At 47.0% G+C, this 23,641-nt stretch carries 21 protein-coding genes; 12 read left to right on the top strand and 9 right to left on the bottom strand.

Annotated features, from left to right (window positions below):
- Nucleotides 1-44 precede the first annotated feature (44 nt).
- Complete coding sequence (locus tag D9A03_RS00340; RefSeq protein ID WP_120495253.1) at nucleotides 45-710, top strand: GDSL-type esterase/lipase family protein; 666 nt, start codon at nucleotides 45-47, stop codon at nucleotides 708-710.
- Between the two features lie 236 nt (nucleotides 711-946).
- On the opposite strand, the gene D9A03_RS00345 is transcribed toward D9A03_RS00340, so the two are convergent.
- A complete protein-coding gene (locus D9A03_RS00345; protein WP_254054938.1) occupies nucleotides 947-1,453 on the bottom strand; it encodes an Lrp/AsnC family transcriptional regulator in 507 nt (168 codons plus the stop codon).
- Nucleotides 1,454-1,630: 177 nt separating this feature from the next.
- Between D9A03_RS00345 and D9A03_RS00350 the strand changes: the two genes are divergently transcribed.
- The 5 genes from D9A03_RS00350 to D9A03_RS00370 all read left to right on the top strand — a co-directional run bounded on the left by D9A03_RS00350 (nucleotide 1,631) and on the right by D9A03_RS00370 (nucleotide 7,894).
- Nucleotides 1,631-2,545 carry a DMT family transporter gene (locus tag D9A03_RS00350; protein ID WP_120495254.1) on the top strand — a complete coding sequence of 305 codons (915 nt, stop codon included), beginning with the start codon at nucleotides 1,631-1,633 and terminating at the stop codon, nucleotides 2,543-2,545.
- Nucleotides 2,546-2,913: 368 nt separating this feature from the next.
- On the top strand, nucleotides 2,914-4,956 hold the full coding sequence (locus D9A03_RS00355; protein WP_120495255.1) for a hydantoinase/oxoprolinase N-terminal domain-containing protein: 2,043 nt from the start codon (nucleotides 2,914-2,916) through the stop codon (nucleotides 4,954-4,956).
- A gap of 191 nt (nucleotides 4,957-5,147) precedes the next feature.
- Nucleotides 5,148-5,963 (top strand): hypothetical protein, encoded by an 816-nt coding sequence (locus D9A03_RS00360; protein ID WP_120495256.1) that lies wholly within the window; start codon nucleotides 5,148-5,150, stop codon nucleotides 5,961-5,963.
- Nucleotides 5,964-6,001: 38 nt separating this feature from the next.
- On the top strand, nucleotides 6,002-7,075 hold the full coding sequence (locus D9A03_RS00365) for an SH3 domain-containing protein (RefSeq protein WP_120495257.1): 1,074 nt from the start codon (nucleotides 6,002-6,004) through the stop codon (nucleotides 7,073-7,075).
- Nucleotides 7,076-7,120: 45 nt separating this feature from the next.
- Nucleotides 7,121-7,894, top strand: coding sequence for a hypothetical protein (locus D9A03_RS00370; protein WP_120495258.1), 774 nt, complete (start codon nucleotides 7,121-7,123; stop codon nucleotides 7,892-7,894).
- A gap of 155 nt (nucleotides 7,895-8,049) precedes the next feature.
- Here the strand turns inward: D9A03_RS00370 and D9A03_RS00375 are convergent, their stop codons facing one another.
- A complete protein-coding gene (locus tag D9A03_RS00375) occupies nucleotides 8,050-8,616 on the bottom strand; it encodes a winged helix-turn-helix transcriptional regulator (RefSeq protein ID WP_120495259.1) in 567 nt (188 codons plus the stop codon).
- A 46-nt stretch (nucleotides 8,617-8,662) separates the two neighbouring features.
- Between D9A03_RS00375 and D9A03_RS00380 the strand changes: the two genes are divergently transcribed.
- On the top strand, nucleotides 8,663-9,052 hold the full coding sequence (locus tag D9A03_RS00380) for a VOC family protein (RefSeq protein WP_120495260.1): 390 nt from the start codon (nucleotides 8,663-8,665) through the stop codon (nucleotides 9,050-9,052).
- Between the two features lie 236 nt (nucleotides 9,053-9,288).
- On the opposite strand, the gene D9A03_RS00385 is transcribed toward D9A03_RS00380, so the two are convergent.
- The gene (locus D9A03_RS00385) at nucleotides 9,289-9,705 is read right to left on the bottom strand and encodes a PilZ domain-containing protein (protein ID WP_120495261.1); all 417 of its coding nucleotides are present in this window, start codon (nucleotides 9,703-9,705) and stop codon (nucleotides 9,289-9,291) included.
- 247 nt (nucleotides 9,706-9,952) lie between these two features.
- Here D9A03_RS00385 and D9A03_RS00390 point away from each other — a divergent pair, with 247 nt between their 5' ends.
- Nucleotides 9,953-10,948, top strand: a complete 996-nt coding sequence (locus tag D9A03_RS00390) for a GNAT family N-acetyltransferase (RefSeq protein WP_120495262.1) — start codon at nucleotides 9,953-9,955, stop codon at nucleotides 10,946-10,948.
- A 20-nt stretch (nucleotides 10,949-10,968) separates the two neighbouring features.
- Here D9A03_RS00390 and D9A03_RS00395 read toward each other — a convergent pair whose 3' ends face one another.
- Nucleotides 10,969-12,132: a YeeE/YedE family protein gene (locus D9A03_RS00395; protein ID WP_120495263.1), complete on the bottom strand. Its 1,164-nt coding sequence runs from the start codon at nucleotides 12,130-12,132 to the stop codon at nucleotides 10,969-10,971.
- A gap of 322 nt (nucleotides 12,133-12,454) precedes the next feature.
- On the opposite strand from D9A03_RS00395, the gene D9A03_RS00405 reads away from it, so the two are divergent.
- A complete protein-coding gene (locus D9A03_RS00405; RefSeq protein WP_162937898.1) occupies nucleotides 12,455-13,840 on the top strand; it encodes a tetratricopeptide repeat protein in 1,386 nt (461 codons plus the stop codon).
- 7 nt (nucleotides 13,841-13,847) lie between these two features.
- On the opposite strand, the gene D9A03_RS00410 is transcribed toward D9A03_RS00405, so the two are convergent.
- Nucleotides 13,848-15,179: an FAD-binding oxidoreductase gene (locus tag D9A03_RS00410; protein ID WP_162937899.1), complete on the bottom strand. Its 1,332-nt coding sequence runs from the start codon at nucleotides 15,177-15,179 to the stop codon at nucleotides 13,848-13,850.
- A gap of 147 nt (nucleotides 15,180-15,326) precedes the next feature.
- Here D9A03_RS00410 and D9A03_RS00415 point away from each other — a divergent pair, with 147 nt between their 5' ends.
- On the top strand, nucleotides 15,327-15,710 hold the full coding sequence (locus tag D9A03_RS00415; protein ID WP_162937900.1) for a DUF1761 family protein: 384 nt from the start codon (nucleotides 15,327-15,329) through the stop codon (nucleotides 15,708-15,710).
- A gap of 105 nt (nucleotides 15,711-15,815) precedes the next feature.
- Here the strand turns inward: D9A03_RS00415 and D9A03_RS00420 are convergent, their stop codons facing one another.
- Both D9A03_RS00420 and D9A03_RS00425 read right to left on the bottom strand, forming a co-directional pair.
- Nucleotides 15,816-16,817, bottom strand: coding sequence for an alpha/beta hydrolase family protein (locus D9A03_RS00420; protein WP_120495268.1), 1,002 nt, complete (start codon nucleotides 16,815-16,817; stop codon nucleotides 15,816-15,818).
- A gap of 25 nt (nucleotides 16,818-16,842) precedes the next feature.
- The gene (locus D9A03_RS00425; RefSeq protein WP_120495269.1) at nucleotides 16,843-18,099 is read right to left on the bottom strand and encodes an OpgC family protein; all 1,257 of its coding nucleotides are present in this window, start codon (nucleotides 18,097-18,099) and stop codon (nucleotides 16,843-16,845) included.
- A gap of 276 nt (nucleotides 18,100-18,375) precedes the next feature.
- Between D9A03_RS00425 and D9A03_RS00430 the strand changes: the two genes are divergently transcribed.
- Complete coding sequence (locus D9A03_RS00430; protein WP_120495270.1) at nucleotides 18,376-19,941, top strand: glucan biosynthesis protein; 1,566 nt, start codon at nucleotides 18,376-18,378, stop codon at nucleotides 19,939-19,941.
- Between the two features lie 15 nt (nucleotides 19,942-19,956).
- Nucleotides 19,957-21,801 (top strand): glucans biosynthesis glucosyltransferase MdoH, encoded by a 1,845-nt coding sequence (mdoH, locus tag D9A03_RS00435; protein ID WP_120495271.1) that lies wholly within the window; start codon nucleotides 19,957-19,959, stop codon nucleotides 21,799-21,801.
- Nucleotides 21,802-21,880: 79 nt separating this feature from the next.
- Here the strand turns inward: mdoH and D9A03_RS00440 are convergent, their stop codons facing one another.
- Complete coding sequence (locus D9A03_RS00440) at nucleotides 21,881-22,768, bottom strand: DMT family transporter (protein WP_120495272.1); 888 nt, start codon at nucleotides 22,766-22,768, stop codon at nucleotides 21,881-21,883.
- 20 nt (nucleotides 22,769-22,788) lie between these two features.
- Nucleotides 22,789-23,640: an ABC transporter permease gene (locus D9A03_RS00445; protein WP_120495301.1), complete on the bottom strand. Its 852-nt coding sequence runs from the start codon at nucleotides 23,638-23,640 to the stop codon at nucleotides 22,789-22,791.
- Nucleotide 23,641: the final 1 nt, after the last annotated feature.

Raw genomic sequence — 23,641 nt, forward strand, 5'->3', positions numbered from 1 at the left:
AATTATGAAAATTTGAACCGCTATAAAGACCGAAAGATAAAAAGATGAAACGAGTTTGTTTTCTGGGTGCGTCCGTTATGGAGGGAATGGGTGATGAAGCGCGATTGGGGATGCCCGGACGCCTCGCCCTGCTAGCCGCGGATAACGACCAGAGCTTTATACACTATAATCTGGGCGTTAGAGGACAAACACTAAGAGAAATATCGGGTCGCGCCGCAGCGGAGTGCCGGGCCAGATTTACAGATGCAAAGGATTTTATTGTCTTTGCCACGGGGTCTAACGATTTTGCCCTGATCGAAAGCAGTACTCCCCAAAAGCCCATGCCCAGAACGCCGATGCCCCGAACCCCCAGGCACAGGGCCATGAAAAACTTCGAAGCCCTGATGAGCGAGCTTTCAGAAATTGCGCCCTTGCTTGTCTTTGGCCCAACGCCTGTTGATGAAAGCAAGCTGCCCTTTTTCTCGACAGTATCAAACATGAATTTTGACTTTAAGAACGAGGAACTCGCCAGCGGTTCAGCAGAATACAGTGCAATCTGTCAGGATCTGAATATTCCCTATATCAATATGCACCAAGCTCTGAGCGAGAGTGATGATTTCATGGCAGGACTGGCAGAGAATGACGGTCTGCATTCAACCGGAAAAGGCTATCAGGCCATGGCAGAAATCGTACAATCGTCGTCCCATTGGCAGGGCCTGCTTCATGCCTAAACATGGTCGTCTAGCTTAACTTTTTCTTCCCAGTATCTCATGGCCTAATATCTCATGAGCTGTTTCATCGCTAATGTAGGTCACCTACACGTCGCGCTTTACGTCTTGAGCTAAAATTAAGTTAGACAACTATCCCAAAAACCTCGGCTTACAAGACTAGAGAGTTCATTAAATCCCGGCAACGCACCGCCAACTAAAATAGGCCAAATCAAAATAGTCAATGACTATTTCTGAGGCTATATCGGCAGCTCCAGCCCGCGTTTGACGTTTTCCATTACAACGGTGGTGGTAAATTCCTGTATTGCCGGGTTATCAAAAAACACACGCTTGGTGAAACTGTCATAGGTTGCCATGTTTTCTGCAGTTACGATCAAGAGGAAATCAAAAGCACCAGTCACGTTGTAACACTGCTGAATTTCAGGTTCGGCAAGGAACTGCGCTGTTAGGGTTTGCAACATCTTGGCGTCACAGCGTTCAATAACCAGCTGAACGATCAGGGTCAGGTTATGGGTAGAAACATCGGGGTTAATCACCGCAATTTCCCGCTCGATAGCCCCCATATCGCGTAATCGTTTAATCCGGCGTTGACATGCGGTCGCAGACAGACCAACTTGTATAGCAATGCTATCTGATTTCAGGCGGGAATTTTCCTGTAGAGATCGCAAGATAGCTTTGTCGAAATTATCTATTTTCATTTTGGTCGTTAAACTGATTTGTCTTGAAGTGGCCTTATTGGGTGACACTAATCTGTTGCCTTAACTTGTTATCGTTTCGGGGTATAGGTCGAAAAAACGCATCAAATTCTATTTGTTGCAGTTTTTTGATCTGAAAACCACTTATTTTGCCGCAAAAGGCCGCAAACAATCAGCTATAATTCAAATAGTGAGTTTCAGTTTTATTTTGAGTATCAGGTAAAGGATATGGATCAGGTTTTAAAAACAACGCAAAGCACAATGACAATGGGTATTATCTATGGCCTGATGGCGGCTCTGTTGTGGGGGGCGTGGCCTGTGGTGTCCAGCCTTGGTCTTCAGAACCAGACTCTGACGCCCTATGATATCACCGCCCTGCGCTTTGGCGTTGCGGGTATTATTCTTTTGCCCCTGATCCTCAAGCGTGGTTTCAAAGGCATCGGTCTGCCCGGTGGACTTCTCTTTGCCTTTGGGGCGGGTGCACCCTATATGCTGCTCACCGTAACAGGGCTTAAATACGCCCCGGCCAGTCATATGGGGATCATTGCGCCAAGCTGTATGATGACCCTGTCCACAATCGGCGGCTGGTTTATCCTTGGGGATCGTCCCGACAGAAATCGTTTACTCGGTCTGGGCGTTATTATTCTGGGCGTTGCCCTGCTCGGTTGGTCCGGCTTTGCCATGGCGGGGGATAACCAGTGGATTGGTCATCTGATGTTTATGGCCGGGGGTGGCTGTTGGGCATGCTATACGGTTGGCACAAAGTATTTCAGGGCCGATCCCCTGCACGCAACGGCGTTGGTTGCTGTGCTGTCCATGATTATTTACCTGCCGCTTTATTTTATCTTTGGCGACCCACAAATCTTTGCAGCCCCTATAGAAGAAACCCTGTTTCAGGCGATCTTTCAGGGTATTGGTTCTGCCATTCTTGCCCTGCTGTTCTATACCAAGGCCGTTGCCTTGCTGGGCGCAGCCAAGGGCGCGGTCTTTGCCGCACTGGTGCCCGGCATCGCCGTTATCCTTGCCCTGCCCGTTCTGGGCGAAGAGCCAACGACCATCGAAATCGTCGGCGTCAGCATCGTCACCATCGGCATGGTCGGTGCCCTGGGCCTGATCAAAGCCCGTAAAGGAAAGAGTGTCTAAGAGCATCCTCCCCTGATCGTTTTAATTTGCTGCTATTCAAGGCGTGAAGAGCGAGGTGACATCATGCCAACTAGTTACTTTAATTGGCTTTTTCTCAAGGCATAAAGAGAGAAGTGTAGATAACCTACACGAACGATGAAATAACGCCGAAGAAAAGTTAAATAAAGTAACTAGAAGCTTTGATCTATTTGCGTCAGGAAAATTCGTCGCTTTTAGAGAAGCAGTTATCCGACTAAATTGCTAGGCCATATAGTCGTAAAACTAAACTCTCAATCTGTGTTGTTTCATCGCTCGTGTAGGTCTCCTACACTTTGCGCTTTACGCCTTGATTAAAAGTTCGTTTTCGCGACTATTAGCTTTTTGTTGTTATGGCAATTACGGATTATTCGGGAATGTTGTTAGGTATTGATACGGGTGGCACCTATACGGATGCGGTTCTTTTCACAGAAGAAGACGGTGTGCTGCGGACCGCCAAGTCCCTGACAACCAAACACGATCTGTCCATCGGTATCTGTGATGCGGTCAACCGGATTATGGATCGCGAGGGCGACCAGATCCGCATGGTATCCCTGTCCACAACCCTTGCCACCAACGCCATTGTCGAAGCCCACGACAGCCCGGTTTGTCTGATTATGATCGGCTATGACAAGGGATCACTGGAACGATCCAACCTCGGCACCGCCATTGGCAAGAACCCCTATGTTTTTATTGATGGCGGGCATACGCCCTTGGGCGACGAGCAATCCGCGCTGGATCTCGACGCGGTGCAACGGGCCATCGACGAACACACTCCCCATGTATCCGCCTTTGCCGTTGCGGGCTATTTTTCTGTGCGCAATGCATCCCACGAAGAAGCCGTGCGCAATCTGATACTGGAAAAGACAGACCACCCGGTGACCTGTGCCCACGAACTGTCATCCGGTCTGGATGCCCCGCGCCGCGCCCTCACCGCTTTTCTGAATGCCCAGTTGATCCCGCAATTGCATCAGCTCATCCATTCCGTCGATATCATGTTACAGGAAAAGGGCATCAAGGCCCCCGTGATGGTGGTCAAGGGCGACGGGTCACTGATCTCTGCGCAAACCGCACTGGAACGCCCGGTTGAAACCATTCTCTCCGGCCCGGCGGCCTCTGTGGTCGGGGCCAAGTATCTCTCAGGCGCCAGCGATGTCTTTGTGGTCGATATGGGCGGCACCACCACCGATATTGCGATCCTGATGGATGGCGAACCCAAGCTCAGCGAAGAAGGCGCCAACGTCGGCGGCTGGCGCACTATGGTCAAGGCCGTCGCCGTCAGCACCTATGGCCTAGGCGGCGACAGTGAAGTCGCCCTCAACCGGACACAAAAGTGTCTATCTATTGGTCCCCGTAGAGCTTATCCCATCAGTTTGTTGGCGCAACAGCACCCAAGCGTTCTGGAAGAACTACAGCAACAGCTCCGTAATGATCGCATTGGCGAGCACGACGGGCGCTTTGCCTTAAAATTGCGCGAACTCAACACCGCGCTCACCAGCCTGTCTCGGCTGGAACTGGAAATCTGGGAAAGTCTCGCCGATGGTCCCGTTGCCCTCAACAGCTTGCTGGAACGCCCGGCCATGGCTGGCCCCTTGCAACGCCTGATTGATCGCGGCCTCGTGATTAATTCCGGCCTGACCCCCAGCGACAGCAGCCATATCCTGAACAAACAGAACAACTGGACCCGCGACGGCGCCCTGCTCTGCGCGCAACTGTTTTTAAGGCAGGCCCAGCGCGACAATCACCTGTTGGGGGTCACGCCCGAAGACCTTGCGGAAATGATTTATCAACAGACGGTGGTTCAGGCGGGCAAAACCATTCTCGATACCGCCTTTATCGAAGAAAACATTCCGCAAATGACCAATACCCAAAGTCTGGGCATGGCCCTGCTGGACAATGCGCTGCGAAACAAAGCCAATAGTAATAAAGGGGACAGCAAAGGCCCCTCTCCCCTTCTGGACTTTAGCGTCAAACTGGGCAGAGGCATCGTGGCAACAGGCGCGCCGTCAGCCATCTATTACCCGGAAATCACCGCGCGCCTGAACACGGAACTGAACCTGCCGGAAAACGCCGACGTGTCAAACGCAGTCGGTGCCGTGTGCGGCGGCGTTGTCCAGAAATACACCGTCCTGATCTCCTCCCCCGAAAAAGGTCGCTTCCGCACCCATATGGGCACCGAGCAAAAGAACTTTACCGTCGCGCAAGACGCCATCGACTACGCCAAATCCCACGCCGAAGAAAAAGCCTATCAAATGGCACAGGAAAGCGGCGCCACCGATATTATCGTCGAGGTTGACCAGTTCGATAAAATCATCACCGACGCCGGCGGCGACCAACTCTTTATCGAAAGTTCCATTATTGCCACCGCCAAGGGGCGACCTGTGTTGATGGGGTGATTAGGCGAGATAAAAATGATTTGTTGCACTGAATATGACACCAAAGGTTGTAGTTAAAATCTTTTTCTATAATATTTGGCTCACATTAAAACTCCAGCAGTTACACTAGAAATAGGCATTCGTGCTGTTTAAAATTCAATTTAATCGGCTTATGTCATTCGATAATCGTTTGAACAATAAGGAAATATAAATTGAGTGACGAACTTAAAAGAAAATACCCCAAAGGTAAGAAAGCTGCAAAAATTTCTAGAGGTGCGCTCCAGGTTGTAAGTGGGACAACTCCCTTTGTAGGCGGAATTTTTTCTGCAATTGCAAGTGCTTGGTCTGAAAGTGAGCAGGAAAAGATTAACCAATTTTTTGAAAATTGGGTTCATATGCTGCAAGATGAGCTCAAAGAAAAAGAAGAAACTATTATCGAAATCATGGCTCGTCTTGACTTGCAAGATGAAACTATTTCAGAACGAATTTCAAGTCCCGAATACCAATCACTCGTCAAAAAAACCTTCCGTGAATGGTCCGGCGCGGAAAGTGAAGACAAGCGTATATATATCCGAAATATATTATCAAATGCTGCCGCTTCAAAAGTATCAAGCGACGATGCTGTTCGCATGTATATTGACTGGATTAATCAATATTCTGAGTTGCATTTTCACGTGATTGGAGCAATCTACAATGCAGATGGAATAACTCGTGGTGGAGTTTGGAAGAAAATTGGGAAAGGGATTGTAAGAGAAGATTCAGCAGATGCTGATCTATATAAACTCTTAATTCGCGATTTGAGTACAGGTGGCATCATTCGGCAACATCGCGAGGTGGATCACAGAGGTAATTTTGTTCAAAAACCAATACAGCGTAGACCTAAAGGCAGTGGCCCCAAACCTCCAGTTTCTGCTTTTGATGAAAAAGAAGGCTATGAATTAACAGGGTTAGGGAAACAATTTGTCCACTATGCAATGTCAGAGCTACCACTTAAAATTGAATTTCAATCTGACGAAACACACTCTTAATATACTGAAAACTCTCAACTCCATTCAATGGAAATAGAATGAGTAAAAACAAAAACCCATTTAAAGAACACCGTGCGTTGAAGCAGGCATTAGATAATCCAATCAATAAACACTCTTCGGTACTGGAGAAATTAGTAAATACAAATCCGTTTAAAGAACACCCCGCGCTGAAGCAGGCATTAGATAATCCAATCAATAAACACTCTTCAGTACTGGAGAAATTAGTAAATACAAATCCGTTTAAAGAACACCCCGCGCTGAAGCAGGCATTAGATAATCCAATCAATAAACACTCTTCAGTACTGGAGAAATTAGTAAATACAAATCCGTTTAAAGAACACCCCGCGCTGAAGCAGGCATTAGATAATCCAATCAATAAACACTCTTCGGTACTGGAGAAATTAGTAAATACAAATCCGTTTAAAGAACACCGTGCGCTGATGCAGGCACTAGACAATCCAATTAAAAATCATTTCCATAATTTGGCTGTCGCTTTGAAAAGTAGCCAATCACTTAAACTACTACAAGATGTCACATTTGATATAAATTCTAACCTTTCAGTAGACGATGACGGAACTATTTCACTTATAGAGAAACGAATCACAGCAACTGAGTTACACGAAATAACAAGTAAAATAGTTCAGAACTCGTCACAAAAGTCTTCATCTTCACTTGAAGAAGCCATTGAAAGTATAGTAGATGAAATAAGGGCACAGAAAGACCCTCTAACTCAAAAGATATTAATGTGGTTTATATTTCCATTTATAATTACAATTATTGCATCATTTATTAATCCAATAACAAATCATTATTTAAAACCATACCTAGGCTATGACAAACGTACTTTATCTAAGCAGATACAATACAGTGCTACATCTTTAGTTGCCGACAAAAATTCTTTAAGTAAATTTAGATATGTCTCAGCTGACATCTTGAATGTAAGATACTCTGCATCTCAAAAATCAGATACAATTGGATATTTACGCTTCGGTTACGCGGTTCTGATAATTGATAAAAAAAAGAGTTGGACATTAATTGAGTGGAATAATCCCGATACTGATGTAAAAATAACAGGTTGGGTCTTCTCAAGATACCTTGCCAAATTTAAATAGATTCTAAAATCTAATATTATATTTCTACAACACGGAGCCTCCAGTTTGAGTAAAGAAAAGTATCAGATTACAAGAAAATCAGACTTTCTTTGCCTGACTATCCTTTTGCATGATTTGAGATGTTTTGATGAAGAGTTGTCAGAACCAATTGAAAATACTGATACCCTCCTTCATAAGATGAGATATACCAGAAATGTGTTTGTATCCTTGCATAATCTTAAGGACACAATAAAAAGAATTAGGATAGATGGTGACACTCAGTTCACCTCAAAAACTAGATCTATAAAACAAGATCTTAATTTTATTGTACATATCCGAAATAAGGGAGTTGGGCACCTTGATCGCCCCCTCATGGAAAGAGCTGCGCAGTGGGTTCCTGAGTTGTTTCACGAAAATACTCATGAAAATGATAATTCTCTAACGTTACTGTCCTACAAGGCAATGCTAGAATCTACTATCAACTCTTACCTAAATGAAGAAGGCCAACAAAAAGTATTCGGTACAGAAATAGATTTCTTTTATCCACCAGATGCTGAGATTTTTTTTGAATTTCTTTCTGATATTGTAAAGCGCTCAATCACATGGCTGGAATACGCACGAGAAATTATCAGGTCAGAGATTGACTTGCACTCAGACGATAAAATACAGGAAATGGGTGCTATTTCAGGAAAGACAAACTTCAATCTTAAGGTTGAATCTGACTTCACATTCAGTGAAGAGGAAATGGTGGAGAGTATTATGTCGGCGATAGATAAAATGCGAAAGTTAGGCGTAGAAGCAAAAGTTATTGAGTTCCTAGAAAGCAAGGTATTGAAATAAAATTAATTTAGTACGACTTGTCTTTAGCTGAAGAGAAGAGAGTAGCTGCACTTGCAGATATTAAATAAAATCTTCTGATACTATTTAAAATAAGATTGCCTGTTATTTCCCCAAAAAATGAGGAACGGCTTTCCATCAATAGAGCCACTTGTCAATTAAAGCTTATGATTAACCCTCAGATTTGAGCACAAAATCACACCGCTTGTCACGTTACTGATCATCGCCCCGGTATTAATCGGGTGATAGATGGGCATTGGCGGGCGGGTGGCGTTTTCAACGCGTCGGTGGATCCATTGTCGGTCTTCCATGCGGCGCAAGGACTGGGACAGGGCGCGGTCTGTGATGGTGGATAGACTGCGCTTGATCTCGCTGAACTGACTTGGTTTTTGCAGGCTTGCCAGCACGGGCAAGGTCCAGGATCTGCGTATCAGGTCCTGTTCTTTTTCTTCGGAAACCTCCAGAATTTTATGCGCCATTTCGGCAGCGATCTGGCCCAGCGGGGTCAGGCGGAATTCCGGGCGCAGGGGGTGGCCGTGGCCGGGGTTACGTTCTAACAGGCCAATGTTGATCAGATGCTCCATACTTTGTGCGAAGGCGGTTCGGCTTGCGCCCGTTGCGCTCAGCAAGGGAGCTTGCCGCCCCGCTATGCCAGCGTGGAGCTTTGCAAGGATGGGCAGTGACCATGCCCGTGATGTGATGTTGACAAATGCATTTATGTCCATAAAATATAGTTACTATATTTAAAAACATATGGCAAAAGGAAAAGCTATGGCGCTCGTAAAGTTGAATGAAACCATCACAATTGCCCTGTCGGTTACAAACCGTCACAAAAGTGCGGACTGGTACCGGGAAATACTGGGGTTTGAGGTTCTTTACCATATGGATGAAGCGGGTTGGTCAGAGATTGCAACCAACACGGAAAACGTGACAATCGGTCTGGGCGAGCACACAAAACCCGCACCGGGGAACTCTGTGCCTGTGTTCGGCATTGCCGATCTGGATAGCGCACGGGGCAAGATGGAAGATGCCGGGGTACGGTTTGACGGCCCTACAGACGTGGTCGAAGGCATGGTCAAAACAGCAACCTTTTATGACCCAGACAACAACGCCCTGATGCTTGCGGAAGATTTAGCAGGAGATTTATCCGGGGCTGCGTAGAGCGGCGTTCCTCTTTTCGGGGGTTGGGCTCTTTTCCCGAGCTTGGAACTCTTCCGAGGTTCAGCCCTCTTCCGGGGGCGATCCCGAGATAATCCTTCAGAGGGTAATCGCTGGATACTCACCGAATAATCACTCGGGCAGATGACCGCTCAGGATGATTATTCAGGGGGGATTATTCGGGGATGGGTATTTGGGGACGATAAACGCTGCTATAAAAAATACGGGGAGAATCCCCCCTAGCGTAAGCGCCCCAGAACGATTTTTTCCAGCGTGTTAAAGTCTTTGTTGCCGATATTCACAAAGCGGGCGCCGAGTTTGCCGTTGTCGGCGTCGGCGCGGCGGATTTCGATATCAATCTTGAAGGGATCAGCTTTTTTCAGCAGAATTTCAAGATTGACGATATCCCCGACCTTTAGGCCCAGTGCGTCGATATCCAGCTTTTCGCCGTCTTCAACGATAACGTCCATGTCGCCGTACTGTTCCAGATCTTCTTCCTCACCAGAAATACCTACGCCGCCGGGACTGATATCATTAATCGTCACCCGCACGCCCTTGAGGATGGCGTCCAGCCCCTTTAGCTTGGCAGCAAGGCTTACGGCGCGGCGATGGTCGCGTCTTCTTTCTTTGTTATAAACCGCTACTACCTTCGCCATAAAACCCTAAAACCCCTTTTTATAGTTATGCAATCTAACTCTTCCTTAGCGTTGTTTCATCGTTCGTGTAGGTCGCCTACACGTCTCTCTTCACGCCTAAAGTAAAAGTCAGGTTTCATAACTATGGTTGTTGAACCTGTATAATAATAGCACGAATATATCGGGAAATCATTTACAAAGCCATAGATAAAGCATTATGGATAATAGATGATTCGCCAAAAAAACAATTGCTTGTAACAGCCTGTCTATGCCCGATAAAGCCCGGAAAAAGCCATCTGACACCCCTTCCCCGAATATCCCGCCCCTGGATATCAAGTGGAACGACGTTTCCGTGCGCCAGTGGCGGGACCTTGTGCGCAAGGCCGGGCAATCAAACCTGTTGCAAAGCTGGCCCTATGCGCAAGCCGTCTTGTTGACCGAACGTCTGGTCGGCAAGTTCGCCACCATTTACTGGCAGGGACGCATTGTTGGCATCTGTCAGGTGCTGGAACAAAAGCTGTTGGGCGTGTTTCACAAGGTACGGCTCTATCGCGGGCCGCTGTGGCTGGAACCCGATATCCCGCAAGAGGTTCACGAATTCTTCTGGGCGGAAATCAAAAAATGCTATCCATCCCGCCCCTGGCGCTTTCGATACTTCCTGCCGGAAATGCCGGATACAGAAGCAAACCGTGCCTTGCTGGCAAAGTTTGGCCTGAACCGTATTCAGACCGAGGGCTATTCATCTATCTGGCTGGACCTGACACAGCCCGAAGAAACCTTGCGCGCGAACCTGAAACAGAACTGGCGCAATACCCTGAACCAGTCAGAAAAAAAGGGGCTTTCACAGGAACTGGACACAGAGGGCAAACACCTGAACTGGCTGCTCAAACTCAGCGAGATGGACAAGATCCTCAAGGAATTCAAAGGGCCAAGCCCTGCACTGGTCGCGCACCTGAAACGCTTTACAAAGGACCGGGGCGATTTCCTGTTGATGCGTGCGCTACTTGATGGCGAAGCGGTGGGGGCCATCCTCTTGTTCCTGCACGAAGGCAGTGCAACCTATCTGGTGGGCTGGAACTCACAGGAAGGGCGCGATGCCCGCGCGCACAATTACCTCTTGTGGCATGCTTTGCTGGAGCTGAAAAAGCGCGATATCAAATGGCTCGACCTCGGCGGGATCAACCCCGATGATGCCAAGGGCGTGACCTTCTTCAAAAAAGGCCTCGGCGGCACCCCCTTCACCCTCATCGGCAGCTACAACTAGGTGGCTATAGCCACTTCTTTTTATAGGGCGATTACCCTTCTTACTCTGACGCCGATCATATTCCCGGCAAGAGCGGCGAAGAGCCAAACCCAGCCGTGCACACTGCCCGATGCGACGCCGCTGAAAAAGGCACCGATGTTACAGCCATAGGCCAAACGCGCGCCATAGCCCAACATCAAGCCACCGATCAGGGCCGTGACAATGCCTTTGGTCGTGACGTTTTGTGACTTGCCAAACTTTCCCGCCAGAACCGCCGCGCTCATGGCCCCGGCGACAATCCCGATATTGGTGGCAGAGGCATCGCTTTTGAACACCGACCGATCCAACGCCGCCATCCGCCCGGACCAATAGGGAATGTCGGACAGATCCGCGCCAAGGAAAGACACCATCTTGCCACCCCACAGCGTAATGCCCGATGTAATCCCCCACGGATGCCCCAACAGCGCCAGCATGGCAAAGTTCAGCAAGGCCAGCGCTACAGCCCCGAGGACAAGCGGCCATGGTCCCGTGGTTATTCGTGTGAACAAGGGAGTTTTGGGTCCATCCTCTGTTTCCTTGATCAAAAAGCTTTTATTTTCGATCTTGCGGACAAAGAGATAGAGCAAGGCAAAGACAAGCAGATGCAGGATCAAAGCCTGTTCCCATCCCCAGAGGTTCACCATGGAAACGGCTTTCCATTTGGGCAGCGCGTGCCAGAATGGCAGATGCACCGTCGCAATGACCGACCCCAGCATAAAGGTGATCAGCGTCACCACCATGCGAACACTGCCACCACCCACGGTAAAGAGCGTCCCACTGGCACAGCCCCCCGCGATTTGCATGCCGATGCCAAAGACAAAGGCCCCGACCACAACACCCGTTCCCGCTGGTGCAACAAAACCCGATGCCCTGTGGCCCAGAATGGTACCGCTATCAAGCACAGGAAAGAACAACGTGACCACAACCGCAAGCATGACAATCTGCGCCTTGAGCCCTGCCCCCCAGCCCTCGGTCAAAAAGCGTCGCCATGCCGAGGTAAAACCAAAAGCCGCGTGATAGAGACTAATGCCAAGGGCAATGCCCAGTCCCGTCGCGATTGCCGATCGCTGCCCCATATAAAAATACAGCACAACAAGCGCCAGCAGAGAGATTACCAGTGGCAAATACCTGTTTGGAGAGATGATGTAGCTTGTTTGCGCCTGCATTATAATGGTTCGCTTGATAAATTATTTAGATCAGACTTCTTAACTGACTTTGAGCGTATCATACCTACCCAGTAACTCTTTTCCTTTCACAATTTTGTCAGAAGGCTGTGTCCGGCCTGTGAAGAGTGTTTGAGCGCAGAGACAAAAATCAGAGCTATTCTGCTGCTTTGGGCCAGCGCAAGCCTTATCACGGTGATCACAACCACCTAAAACACTAAGGTTTGACATCTTTTGTGCACTGGAAATTCCCCCCCGATGCATGCCATATGGAGTTCAAGATTTGAAATCTGCCGTATAAAAATTGCTATGGAGGCACCCCGTGTTGTTTGATTGTCGTGGACACGCAGTAACAGCTTTGAATCAAAACGCCGTTGATCACTTTGACAATACAGTCTCCCTCTTTCTCGCCCATTCAAAGAAAACACCCGAAGCTCTTGGCCTGACCCTTGCCGCCGATCCGCAAATGGTTCTGGCGCTGATTGCCAAGGGCTTTTTCTACAAGATGCTGGCCAAGGTTGAAACAGACCCCGTTGCGCTGGAATCCTTGTTCAAAGCAAAGCTGTCGGTCAGAGAACGCGGCGCCAACCACCGCGAAAGCGAGCTGCTAACCGCCCTGGAAGAATGGTGTTACGGCAATCTGGATAAAGCTATCGCCCGACTGGATGCCCTGTTGGACGACTATCCCCTTGATGCTCTGAGCGTCAAGATCACCCACGCCTGTCAGTTTATTCGTGGCCGAAACCACGGCATGCGGGCCTCGACCACCAAAATCATGAGTGCCTGGAACGAAGGTGTGCGTGACTACGGCTTTATTCTAGGCTGTCACAGCTTTGGTCTGGAAGAAACCGGGTCCTACGAAGAAGCGGAAAAAACAGGTAAACAGGGGGTAGAGATCGCCCCAAACGATGCATGGGGCACCCACGCTGTCGGTCACGTACTGGAAATGTCCAACCGTCCATCAGAAGGCATTAGCTGGCTTAGCCAATACCAGAACGAGTGGGAAAACTGTAACAACTTCTCGTACCATATGCACTGGCACAAGGCGCTGTTCCATCTGGAACTGGGCCAAAAGGACGAAGTTCTTCGCCTGTATGATTCCTACATCCGCAAAGACCATACCGATGATTTCCGCGACATCAGCAATGGCGTTTCCCTGCTCTACCGTCTGGAACTAGAGGGCGTCAATGTCGGCAATCGCTGGGAAGAAATGGCAAAGCTGTCTGCCAACCACGTCAACGACCACAGTCTGGCCTTTGCCGATGCGCACTATCTTCTCGCCATCCTGAGCAGTGGCAACACCAAAGCCGCCGACGCCTTTATTGAAACAATGCGAGAGAAAGCAGAGGGTGAAGGCACGGCGCAGGAAATCTTCCGCAACTATGGCATGCCACTGGCAAAGGCAATTCATGCCTGTAAAACAGGAAATGACGCGCAGTGCGTTGACCATCTTTTGCCCGTCTTTGATGACCTGCAACAAATCGGCGGTAGCCACGCCCAGCGCGATGTCTTCCACAGGCTCCTGATCGATGCGTCTATCAGGGCAGAGCGATATTCAACAGCGAAAGGCCTTCTTGATACCCGCCTCAAACAACGCCCGGAAAACCCCTGGGCCATGAAAAGGCTGGCAAAAATCCCGGAAACGGCAAAGGCCAGGAAAGCGCAAACAGAAACCGCGAATACAATACAGAACGTCGAGTTAGTTTCTTAAACTTGATTTAAGCAGACATGCCCAGTTTAATCGGCGATCCATCGTGAAAACGATCAAGTTTAAAACGACTAAGATCATATTCCATGGGTCGCCCACATATCAAATCAGCAACAACCTTGCCCATACCGGGGCCAATGCCAAAACCATGTCCACTCAAACCTGAAACCATATAAAACCCCTTGATATGATCTGCTTCTGAAACAATTGGCAGAACATCCGGTGTGGTTTCAATCATACCAGCCCAACTCTCAACAAAAGCTGCATTTGCCAGTTCGGGGACATGAGTACGCAAATTCTCTCGCATCTGCTTCAACATGCTCTGATCCGGTTTGGGACTTAGTACTCTGTTCCTTTCAAACGGAGACACGACAGTCGGATTCTTTTTCGCCCGATACCCAATTTCCTTAAAGAAAGATCTGTCAAATTTCAGTGAAACATCCCGATAGGATTTTTTCAGTAAAGGGAGAAACTTTGGTAAATATCGGAAACTGTCGGGTATGATTGAATGAGAGGATTGGTCGGCTAAGGCGATACTATATCCGCCGTCTGTTCTCCGGCGAAAAGCAATATTTTCAGATGCCGCATTTCCCTGAAAAAAATCCGCGACTGGCTCTGTACGCGCAACAGTTCCCTTAACTCTCAATTGAGGAAGAGCTATATTATGATGTCCCGCAAAAAGAGAGGACCACGCCCCCGCAGCAGATACTACCTGTTTGGCTTCTACTCGTCCCAATTCTGTATGTACGCCAGATAACTTACCCGCAACAACATCCAAAGAACGAACAGCACAGTTTTCAATAATTTTCACACCAAGACGCTGTGCCGCTCTTGCCAGTCTGGGAACAGCAATAGAGGGTTCAGCCCGACCATCAGATGCTGTATAGATCGCACTCTTCCAATACTTATCCTTTTGACCTAACAGGGATTGAACTTCCCGCCCGCTTAGTGATTTGGTATCCAAGCTATGTTCACGGGCAATATCAAGCCAATCCTCGTTTTCCTGCTCCATAGCATCGGTCTCGGCAAGGTACAAACAACCACACTGCCGAAATCCAAGATCTTCACCAATTTCCTCGGCCAGTCCCTGCCAAATACGCAGGCTTTCTTTCATAATGGGTAATTCAGAACTATGACGCCCCTGTTGGCGCACCCACCCCCAATTACGACTGGATTGCTCTCCTGCAACCCGCCCCTTTTCGCAAACAAGAACTTTTTTCCCCTGTTTACCCAGGAAATATGCGATCGAAATACCAATAATGCCAGCACCGATTACAACCACATCAACTTCTCTTGGAAGCGTGTCTTTAAAGGTTATCGGAGAATTTTCATTTAAGATCATCCAAACGACCATACCCGAAATTAAAAAATAATGAATCTATTAGACTTAAAAGAGAACAAAGAACAGAGAAAATCAATTGTTATCCCATGTAAAGAAAGATTATTATTTTATCGGTTTGTTATAATTCCCAAACATGGGGAGTTGAGGATGGATGAATTAACAGATGTAAATTGGTTAGCAACAGCTATTGGGACAGTCACCAGTTTTTTAATAGGATGGGCGTGGTACAGCCCGCTTTTGTTCGGGGAAAAATGGGCCGAAGGGTCCCGTGTAGCGCTTGGCAGCGCAGACAAAATGCCTGTCTTTGCCATGGTCACGCAGCTTCTGGCACTTTTGGTTCTGTCCACCGTCATCGCGATTACGGCAAGTAACAATGCGCTTTTTACTGCGTTGCTCGCCATATTGGCAGTCGCGCTGTTTATTGCCTCCACAGGCAGCTTCGTTCGTAAATCGACCTATGCCATGACAGTTGATTTCTTTTACATCCTGCTAGCTGGCACCGTGATGATTGCCGTACAGGGTTTGCTGTAGTCCAGTTTGTTATAATCAGAGCATCAGGGCTTATTTAAGTAGTGACCCGAGCATACACAGAGGAGTCTAGGTAAGCCCACTGCTCCCAATCTGGTCCGCCAGCTCCTACGAACACAAAATAGAGTTTCGGGACACTATCGACGCCGGGATTATATGATCGTTTTCTATCCCCAACTCCACGGTATCATCACGGCTTTCCCCAAGAATTTCTGAACTACTTTCTGCTCTCTCTGCTTTAAATTTGCTATCGATAAAGACCAATGCCTGTTCAATCTCGTCCCGCCACAGTTTCCATGTATGATTGCCATTAGTAATCCGCAATTCGGACGGAAGCTTCCTGCTTTTGAGTTCCTGATAGAGCGCAAAAGTGCCTTCGTAGAGGCCAAACCAGTCATCATCCCCGACCGTCAGGTAAGTATGAGGGAAGCTTTCAGTTTTTGCATTCTGCAGAGCGGTAAAAACATTTTCGCGGTTAAAGATCTCCACTGAAAAGGGATCACCAAAGGCCCCGGCAAAAAGCTTTATCTGCACAGGCTTAAAATAGTCTGTACTTTCAATATTAGGAAAAACTGCCGGGCTTAAACCAGCAGTAGCGATGTATTGTTCCGGAACTTCAAAAGCAAATTTCAATGCCCCGTAGCCCCCCATGGATAAGCCTGCAATAGCGCGTGTTTCTTTTGTGACTTTATTCGCCAGAAGACCTTCCATTACAACCGGAAGCTCTTGCCCAAGACCGGATTGAAAAGCACCATGCTTTTCCGAATTCAGATACCAGGACTTCCCCGCAGCAGGCATTACAACAACAAGGGGGTCAATCACTTTCTTAGCAACCAATCGATCCAAAGTTTTTGCAACTTGTCCCGCCTTTAGCCAGTCCTTATGTGATCCACCATACCCATGCAAAAGATAAAGAACGGGATATAACCTGTTATTAACACAGTATTTTTCAGGGAGATAAATCGAATAATCCAACGGGGTTTGGAAACTCGGCAAGGTAACTTTCTGATCCGTAATAACGAGCCCCTGCGCAAAGGCTGTAAAGGTCCATACCAACCCTAAACAGATAGCACCAATACCAACAAAGAACAGTTTAGTTACTTTACGCAAACTTCCCCCCGATCAACAATTCCTCTTACTCTGCAGGCTGTGCTGCTCGTGCGTTCAAATCCGTTTCAGGTTTTGTCGTCTCTGGTGGGATAGGCTTAGTTGCTGCCTGTCGCCACGGTGAAGATTTAACCCACCCCATAAGATAGGCGAAACCGATCAAGATAGCCATGCCGGTAACATTAACAACTGTTAGCCCCAAAGCATCGCGACCAATCTGATCTAGAACAATGCCGCCTGTCCAGGACAGTGTCATACCCAACAGGAAAACCGGTAGAGCTTGTTGCCCACATTTGATCAACGGCTTGAAATAACGGTGTCTGAGGATCTGCTCCCGGCCTTTCAACAAGGTCACGCAAATGTACGCAAGAGCCAGAAAATGTAACCAGCGCAAAAGACCAAAGTTGGTTTTCTTGAAACCAAGAATAAGCTCGGCACGAACATCCTTCAATTCAGGTATGGCACGCATAATTGGCCAGTTACTGATTGGAATCAGTGCAACCACAAAAACAATACAGGCAATAAGCAGCCACTTGTTAGGCGGTGGAGCCTTGATCCACCTTGCAGATATGGCAAAACCAGTAAAGAACAGCAACTGCCACGTCAGTGGGTTAAAAAACCACGGGCGATCTGAGAAAGGTTCGGCAGGAAATTCCAGTTGCCACTGCCAGCTTGCTGCGTATAGAGCGATCGAGAAAGCAGGAACCAGATAAGGATGTACCCGAGCCAGCAGGATAACCACAGGGACCAACGCCAAAACACCGATATACATAGGCATAATATCGAAAAAATTTGGCACGTAAGTCAGCGTAAACAGAGCTGCGAGGCCCTCAGCTGTATTATTGAAAAAGTATGTCAGGTTGAGCTTGCCGATATAATTGAAATCAACGAAGTATGCCGTTGCAACGGCACAGACCGTCGCCAGAACAAAAAAGAGACCCAGATGCGCCATATAAAGTTGAACACAGCGAATTACGATGCGCATCGTTCCCATGAAGAAGCCGGAACGTCGGAAAGTACCGCCAAAGGCAATTGCTGCGGCAAAGCCCGAACAGAAAACAAACATTTCAGCCGCATCACTGGGGCCAAACCGTGCCGGAATAAACTTTGCCCAATAGTTACCGGGGACATGCGCAACAAAGATAATCAGCATGGCAACACCACGGAAAAAATCCAGCCGCGGATCACGCACTTTTTTACCCCCATTCGTAGCCCCGTTAGCTTGAATAGCTTGGGCTGCTGGCGATAACTTATTCTCAGTAGGTTGCTCGTTCGCTTTATACATTCACTCTTTATCCGGCCGATTCACAATTCGTAAAGAGGTCTCTATAATGAAAATGATACCTGATCAACTCCCCGTACAGTAAACCTTGTTCGCGAACTTGTGATGAGGATTGTATACCCCTTCACTTTGGGAAAGTTTAAAAAAAACCAATCTATTATGGAGAGACATTAAATCATAATAAGGTAAAAAAAATGCAATGACACAGAAATATCCCTTGAAAAACCATTACATTTCAGCGACTTCCTCTGTATTAATTTGAACTTGAATCATTGCACAATGAACCGTAGAAAATTCCTTCTCTCCACTGCAGCGCTTTCTTCCGCCGGCTTGATTACCGGTATAATTTCGCGCCCCTTTGCCAGTAATAACACTGGCACAGGCGTTACCCGTTACGACGATGTCATACAAAAAGCACAGGTTTTATCACAAACTGCCTATAGCAAACCCGAAAGCACCATAAGTGATTTCTGGAAAAGTATGTCAGTCGAAGAATTTTCCAGGATTTACTATAATCCAAACAAGCCTCTTTGGAACGATGGAGGTCCTTATCAGTTACAGTTTTTTCATCCCGGGGGCCCTTGGTTCCACGATACAGTTGATATCAACCTGCAGGTCAACGGCACAGAAAAAGATCAAACCATTCAACCCGGTATGTTCTGGTACGAAGGCAAGCAACCTGCCCCTTCAGATATGGAAGACCTGCACTTTGCCGGCTTCAGGGTTCATCACCAACTCAACAGCGAATATTATGATGAATTGATCTCTTTTCTGGGATCCAACTATTTCCGTGTATTGGGCCAAGGACAGCAATACGGCCTGTCAATAAGAGGGCTGGCAATTGATACCGCTGAACCAACAGGGGAAGAATTCCCGCTTTTCAAAGAGTTCTGGATAGAAAAGCCAGAGAAAGATTCTAAAGAAAAAAATCTCGTTATCATGGCGCTGTTGGACAGCCCAAGTGTCGCCGGAGCTTATCGTTTCACGATACAACCGGGTAAAGACACCGTTGTAGATGTCGAAGTTTCCCTTTTCGCTCGCAGAGATATCAACAAGCTAGGCCTAGCTCCCTTAACAAGCATGTTCCTGTTTGGCGAAAATACAAAGGGACTGGATGATTACAGGCCAGAAGTTCACGATTCAGATGGCTTAATGGTTTGCACCTCCACTGACGAATGGATCTGGCGCCCCCTGACAAGACGCAAAAATCTGACAATTTCTGCCTTTGTAGGTGAAAATACGAATGGTTTCGGCCTTTCCCAGCGTGATAAAAACTTCAATCACTATGGGGATTTGGAATCACGGTACCAAAAACGACCAAGCATCTGGATCGAACCCCAACAAAATTGGGGCAGTGGTCATGTAGAACTGGTCGAAATTCCTTCTGATCTGGAAACAACAGATAACATTGTCGCCTATTGGGTGTCTGATAAACAGATGAAGGCAGGTAGTTCGCTGCAATACAGTTACCGACTAACAAGCTATCTGGAATCAGAACAATGGCCACCAGCAGGAAAGTCAATGAGCACGCGCGAAGGCCCTGCCAACAGAGCAGGTTTTTCCTATGGTCACAGTGCTCAAGCTCGCTTTTTTGTCGTGGAGTTTGAAAGTGATGAACTTAGCGAACTTCCTGCTGATAGCCCTATTGAAGCCATATTCAATTGTCAGGCTGGAAAAATATACGACGTTAAAACGTTTAAAAATACAGAAAACAAGCTCTGGCGTGTCGAGTTCAACATGGAACCGGAAAACGACCAACCTTGTGATTTACGCGGGTATCTGAGAATGGGTGATCGCGCCCTGACTGAAACCTGGACTTATCTCTATACAACTAGATATGCCTAAGGCTGGATAAACTTAATGAGCCATAAAACCAACAAATCTTGCAAGATCGACGTCGCGATTACAAAGCGTAAACGCAGATCTCTGCTTCTCTTGTTGCTCAGCCTGACCGTCGGTGCCCTTAGCACTAATCTGGCACTCAACCTTTTTGAAAACGGTTTGAGTTTGCTCGAAGGCATCTATGTCCTTCTTTCAACAATTGCCTTTCTCTGGATTAGCCAGTCATTCTGGACTGCCATTATCGGCTTTGTTATTCGTGCTTGCCATAATACAAATGCTGCCAAGACGGTTGCACCTGTTGCCCGGGACCTGGACCCGTCCGCGGTACCAGAAGGTAAAGTTGCAGTGGTCATGCCTGCCTATAACGAAGACCCTGAACTGGTTTTTCTAGGCATGGAACAAACACTGAGATCTGTTCTGGCGACAGGGCATGGCAATTCGTTTGAATTTTTCCTCTTAAGCGATACCACAGATCTGTCCATAGCTGCCCAAGAAGAAACATTGGCGCAGGAATTACTGCATCGCTATGCCTTGCAAGGAAAATTTCACTACCGCCGCCGGGAAAAGAACACCCACCGAAAAGTTGGCAACATCAAGGATTTTTGTGATCGTTGGGGATCATCTTTCGACTATATGGTTGTGCTGGATGCAGACAGTATCATGTCTGGCGAAACAATCCTGAACATGACCAGAATGATGGATAATAATCCCAAAGCTGGGTTAATACAGACACTGCCACGCGCTATGGGACAGAAAACCCTGTTTGGTCGCTTGACCCAGTTCAACATCAGGTTGACAGGAGAACTCTTCACAACGGGCCTTAGCTACTGGACGATGAATGATGGTAACTATTGGGGTCATAATGCCATTCTTCGACTGGCACCTTTTATAGAACACTGTGAACTTCCTATATTGTCAGGCCAAGGCCCTCTATCAGGCGAAATTCTAAGTCATGATTTTGTCGAAGCAGCCTTTTTACGCCGTGCAGGACAAGACGTCTGGATCTATCCGGAAGGCAAAGGTAGCTACGAACAAGTTCCAACGAACATTCTGGATCACATCATAAGGGATCAGCGCTGGTGCCAGGGCAACTTCCAACACATGCGACTGGTATCAGAAAAGGGACTTAAAAAGGTTAGCCGTATCCACATGCTTATGGGGGCCATGAGCTATGGATCCTCTTATCTTTGGATGATGCTCTTGTTAATGAGTGCCTTTTTAGTGACAGAACGCACAATGCCCATCAGTCCGGTTATACCCCTGCCCTATGAATGGTCAATGCTGACACCTTACACAGCTTCACCACTCACCTTGTTTATCATTGTAATGAGTATGCTGTTCATGCCAAAAGTTTTGGCACTTCTACTCGCTTACAGAGAAGCACCTGCATATGGTGGGGTTATCAAACTCACCCTTAGTAGCATTCTGGAAATGGTTTTTTCTGCCATTTCGGCACCAGTTATTATGATATTCCATGTTCGTATTATATCCGCATTACTTATCGGGAAAACTGTACAATGGAACGCGCAGAGCCGAAGCGGACGAAATATTCCATGGAAAGAAGCCTTTAAGCAACACAGAGCACACTTAGTTGCAGCTGTTGTGCTTGGCTTTGTGTATCTAAATCAAGCACCAGAGCTTCTGCTTTGGTTAGCACCGATTTTAACGGGCCTCATTTTTGGAGCTCCCTTGGCAGTTGCTTTTGGACAGGAAAAAATCGGACTATTCCTTCAACGTCATGGCATTCTTCTCATTCCTGAAGAAACCAAACCGCCTGAAGAATTACCGCTGATATTTACTCAAGACATACAAGAAAGCGCGCCATTCGGTTCAACTGAACTTGCACCGAAAGCTGCCGAATAAAGTTTAACAGTACACCTAGAGAACATGCCCCGTATTCACACACACGGGGCATGTTTTGTAATAATTTGAGTTATTTGAATCAAGTCGCTTTTATATCTGTTTTCTTGTCTTTTAACGCAACAAAAGTCGTCGCAAACAGAATGCAACTGCCAGCAATATAAAAACTGATTCCCGGAATAATGTTAAAGAAAAAGAAATCAGAGAATACCGCAAAAATTAAAGATAGATATTCAAAGGTTGCTAGTTTCGACGCTTCACTGAATTGATAACTCAATGTCATCATAATATGAGCAACACCACCAGCCAACCCTGAACCAACTAATAATATTAGTTGTGTCATATCAGGTGTCTGCCACCCAAATGGCAAGGTTGCCAAACCAGCCAGAGTACAGGTCAAAGCAAAATACAGGGCAATGGCACCTGCGTTTTCGGTAAGAGCCAAACTGCGAATTTGAATTTTTGCTATTGCCGTAAATCCAGCCATGGCAAACCCAAGCCCAACACCAATCAAATAGCCCCGATCCACATCAAAATCATTTAGTTGCGGCAAAATAAGTACGAGCATTCCAGCAAAACCAAAAACAACGCCAATCCAACGTGCTCTGGAAACAGCTTCCCCCAATATCAACCTCGCCAACAGAACCGTCAGGATCGGTGCCAAATACCCAATGATCGTCGCATCGGCAATTGGCAGATATTTTAAAGAAGCAAATGAAGCAAACATAGCAACACAGCCAAAAAGACAACGGGCAACATGCCCACCAGGGCGTTTGGTTTTCAAGCCTGACGGGAAATCACCCGTTAAAAAAAGAAAAATAACCAGAGGAATCAGAGCAAAGGCACTTCTGTAAAAAACAGTTTGTCCAACAGGAAAGTCTGTTGCCAACATTTTTATAAAAAGAACCATAACGGTGAAAAATAAAGTGGCACCTATTCGTAACGAGATGCCTTTAAAATCAGAACTCATTTTATATTTCCAGATATGGGTTATTTTTCCAAAGCCTGAAGATGATCACGTAAATGATCCCCCATAAGGTTTAGTGTTAAAACAGTTATTAAAACAGCAAGTCCCGGAAAGATCATTACATGTGGCGCGCTTAACATGTATGGCTTTCCATCCAGAAGCATTGCCCCCCATTCAGCTTGGGGAGGCTGAACACCGAAACCAAGAAAGCTCAACCCTGATATTGATAGAATTGTTCTAGACCATGAACTGGTCCAGATCACAACAACACTCAATATTATATTAGGAAGATAGTGCCTTGATAAAACGAGATAATAAGGGATTTTATTTAACTTGGCCTGAATAACATAATCCCGTCGTTTTATATCCTCGGTCAATGCCCGCACCAGACGAGCAAAACGCATCCAGCTAACAAGAATTAATGCAATCACCATATTGATCGTATTTGGCCCCAAGACACCTGTAATCACGATTGCAGCAATTAATTCAGGGAATGCAAAAAAACTATCCGTCATCCGCATGCAAAATCCATCAACAAGCCGCCCAAGTGAACCAGCAAGCAAACCGATTATAGTTCCAATAACAGCCCCAGCGGTTGAAACGATCAAAGCGAGGCCAACTGACCATCCCGCACCGTATAAAATACGAGTGGCAATATCGCGCCCCATTTGATCTGTGCCAAACCAGTTCTGCCAGCTAGGTGAACCTAGACGGTTTAAAAAGTTCGTTTCAACAGGGTTATATGGCGTCATAAAAAAACCAAGAAAAACCAGCCCGGCAAAAAAGCCAAAAACCAAGAGGATAATACTGTGCTTTTTCAAAAGAGTTTTTGTTTGAACTGGTAATACCAAATTTCGAAAAGCAAAGACGCTCATA

The organism is Kiloniella sp. EL199 (assembly GCF_900313065.1).
Lineage (GTDB): Bacteria > Pseudomonadota > Alphaproteobacteria > Kiloniellales > Kiloniellaceae > Kiloniella.

Excerpts from the sequence above, each read along its gene's own strand:
- D9A03_RS00340 (WP_120495253.1), top strand. The coding sequence starts at position 45 with ATGAAACGAGTTTGTTTTCTGGGTGCGTCCGTTATGGAGGGAATGGGT.
- D9A03_RS00350 (WP_120495254.1), top strand. The coding sequence starts at position 1,631 with ATGGATCAGGTTTTAAAAACAACGCAAAGCACAATGACAATGGGTATT.
- D9A03_RS00355 (WP_120495255.1), top strand. The coding sequence starts at position 2,914 with ATGGCAATTACGGATTATTCGGGAATGTTGTTAGGTATTGATACGGGT.
- D9A03_RS00365 (WP_120495257.1), top strand. The coding sequence starts at position 6,002 with ATGAGTAAAAACAAAAACCCATTTAAAGAACACCGTGCGTTGAAGCAG.
- D9A03_RS00375 (WP_120495259.1), bottom strand. The coding sequence starts at position 8,616 with ATGGACATAAATGCATTTGTCAACATCACATCACGGGCATGGTCACTG.
- D9A03_RS00380 (WP_120495260.1), top strand. The coding sequence starts at position 8,663 with ATGGCGCTCGTAAAGTTGAATGAAACCATCACAATTGCCCTGTCGGTT.
- D9A03_RS00385 (WP_120495261.1), bottom strand. The coding sequence starts at position 9,705 with ATGGCGAAGGTAGTAGCGGTTTATAACAAAGAAAGAAGACGCGACCAT.
- D9A03_RS00390 (WP_120495262.1), top strand. The coding sequence starts at position 9,953 with ATGCCCGATAAAGCCCGGAAAAAGCCATCTGACACCCCTTCCCCGAAT.
- D9A03_RS00395 (WP_120495263.1), bottom strand. The coding sequence starts at position 12,132 with ATGCAGGCGCAAACAAGCTACATCATCTCTCCAAACAGGTATTTGCCA.
- D9A03_RS00410 (WP_162937899.1), bottom strand. The coding sequence starts at position 15,179 with ATGATCTTAAATGAAAATTCTCCGATAACCTTTAAAGACACGCTTCCA.
- D9A03_RS00415 (WP_162937900.1), top strand. The coding sequence starts at position 15,327 with ATGGATGAATTAACAGATGTAAATTGGTTAGCAACAGCTATTGGGACA.
- D9A03_RS00425 (WP_120495269.1), bottom strand. The coding sequence starts at position 18,099 with ATGTATAAAGCGAACGAGCAACCTACTGAGAATAAGTTATCGCCAGCA.
- D9A03_RS00430 (WP_120495270.1), top strand. The coding sequence starts at position 18,376 with ATGAACCGTAGAAAATTCCTTCTCTCCACTGCAGCGCTTTCTTCCGCC.
- mdoH (WP_120495271.1), top strand. The coding sequence starts at position 19,957 with ATGAGCCATAAAACCAACAAATCTTGCAAGATCGACGTCGCGATTACA.
- D9A03_RS00440 (WP_120495272.1), bottom strand. The coding sequence starts at position 22,768 with ATGAGTTCTGATTTTAAAGGCATCTCGTTACGAATAGGTGCCACTTTA.
- D9A03_RS00445 (WP_120495301.1), bottom strand. The coding sequence starts at position 23,640 with ATGAGCGTCTTTGCTTTTCGAAATTTGGTATTACCAGTTCAAACAAAA.